General features: G+C 69.2%; 1 protein-coding gene. It reads left to right on the top strand.

Going from position 1 to position 1636, the window contains the following annotated elements:
* Window positions 1-1636, top strand: a 1636-nt coding sequence (gene glgB, locus ADL25_RS09860; protein WP_059127286.1) for a 1,4-alpha-glucan branching enzyme, incomplete at both ends; no start/stop codon positions are given.

Raw genomic sequence — 1636 nt, 5'->3', positions numbered from 1 at the left:
CTGGGACGGGACCGGCCACCCGATGCGTTCGCTGGGCTCGAGCGGTGTCTGGGAGCTGTTCGTGCCGGGCGTCGGTGAGGGCGCGCTCTACAAGTACGACATCACCCGGCCGGACGGGTCCAGGACGCTGCGGGCCGACCCGCTCGCGCGCCGTACGGAGACTCCACCGAACACGTCCTCGATCGTGTACGCGTCGCATCACGAGTGGGGGGACGGGGAGTGGCTGGCGCATCGTGCGGACACCGCGGTGCACCGGGCGCCGTTCTCCGTGTACGAGGTGCATCTGCCGTCCTGGCGGCCGGGGCTGACCTATCGTCAGCTCGCTGCGCAGCTGCCCGCGTATGTGAAGGAGCTGGGCTTCACGCATGTGGAGCTGATGCCGGTCGCCGAGCACCCCTTCGGCGGTTCCTGGGGCTACCAGGTCACCGGCTTCTACGCGCCCACCGCCCGGCTGGGCGGCCCCGACGACTTCAAGTACCTCATCGACGCGCTGCACCGGGCCGGTATCGGTGTCCTGATGGACTGGGTGCCCGCGCACTTCCCGCGCGACGACTGGGCGCTGGCCGAGTTCGACGGGCGCGCCCTGTACGAGCACCAGGACCCGCTGCGGGCCGCCCATCCGGACTGGGGCACCCTGGAGTTCGACTACGGCCGGCGCGAGGTGCGCAACTTCCTGGTCGCCAACGCCGTGTACTGGTGCGAGGAGTTCCACATCGACGGTCTGCGGGTGGACGCGGTCGCCTCGATGCTCTACCTGGACTACTCGCGCGAGCCCGGTCAGTGGAGCCCGAACGAGCACGGCGGCCGGGAGAACCTGGACGCGGTCGCCTTCCTGCAGGAGATGAACGCCACCGTCTACCGCCGCTGCCCCGGCGTCGTCACCGTCGCCGAGGAGTCCACCGCCTGGGACGGCGTCACCCGCGCCACGCACCACAGGGGCCCGAGCGGCTTCGGCGGTCTGGGCTTCGGACTGAAGTGGAACATGGGCTGGATGCACGACTCGCTGCAGTACATGAGTCATGAGCCGGTCCACCGCAGGTACCACCACCACGAGATGACGTTCTCGATGGTGTACGCATACAGCGAGAACTATGTGCTGCCGATCTCCCACGACGAGGTCGTGCACGGGAAACGCTCGCTGGTGTCGAAGATGCCGGGCGACTGGTGGCAGCAGCGCGCCAACCACCGCGCCTACCTGGGCTTCATGTGGGCCCACCCGGGCAAGCAACTCCTGTTCATGGGACAGGAGTTCGCCCAGGGCGCAGAATGGTCCGAGACCCACGGCCCCGACTGGTGGCTGCTGGACCCGGCCTACGGCGCGCAGGCCGACCACCGCGGCGTGCGCGACCTGGTACGCGATCTGAACGCCGTCTACCTGCGCACCCCGGCCCTGTGGCAGCGGGACACCGAACCCTCCGGATTCCGGTGGACGGTCGGGGACGCCGCCGAGGACAACGTGTTCGCGTTCCTGCGCTACGACGACGAGGACACACCCGTGCTGGCCGTGTCCAACTTCTCCCCCGTCGTACGCCACGACTACCGCCTGGGCGTCCCCGACGACATCCCCGCCTGGCACGAACTGCTCAACACCGACCTGGCCAAGTACGGCGGCAGCGACATCCACAACCCCGACCCG

The sequence above is a fragment of the Streptomyces sp. NRRL F-5122 genome, from assembly GCF_001507435.1.
Classification (GTDB): Bacteria; Actinomycetota; Actinomycetes; order Streptomycetales; family Streptomycetaceae; genus Streptomyces; species Streptomyces lannensis.
Note: the sequence above shows the minus strand (reverse complement) of the source record. Positions and strands in the feature narration are given on the sequence as shown.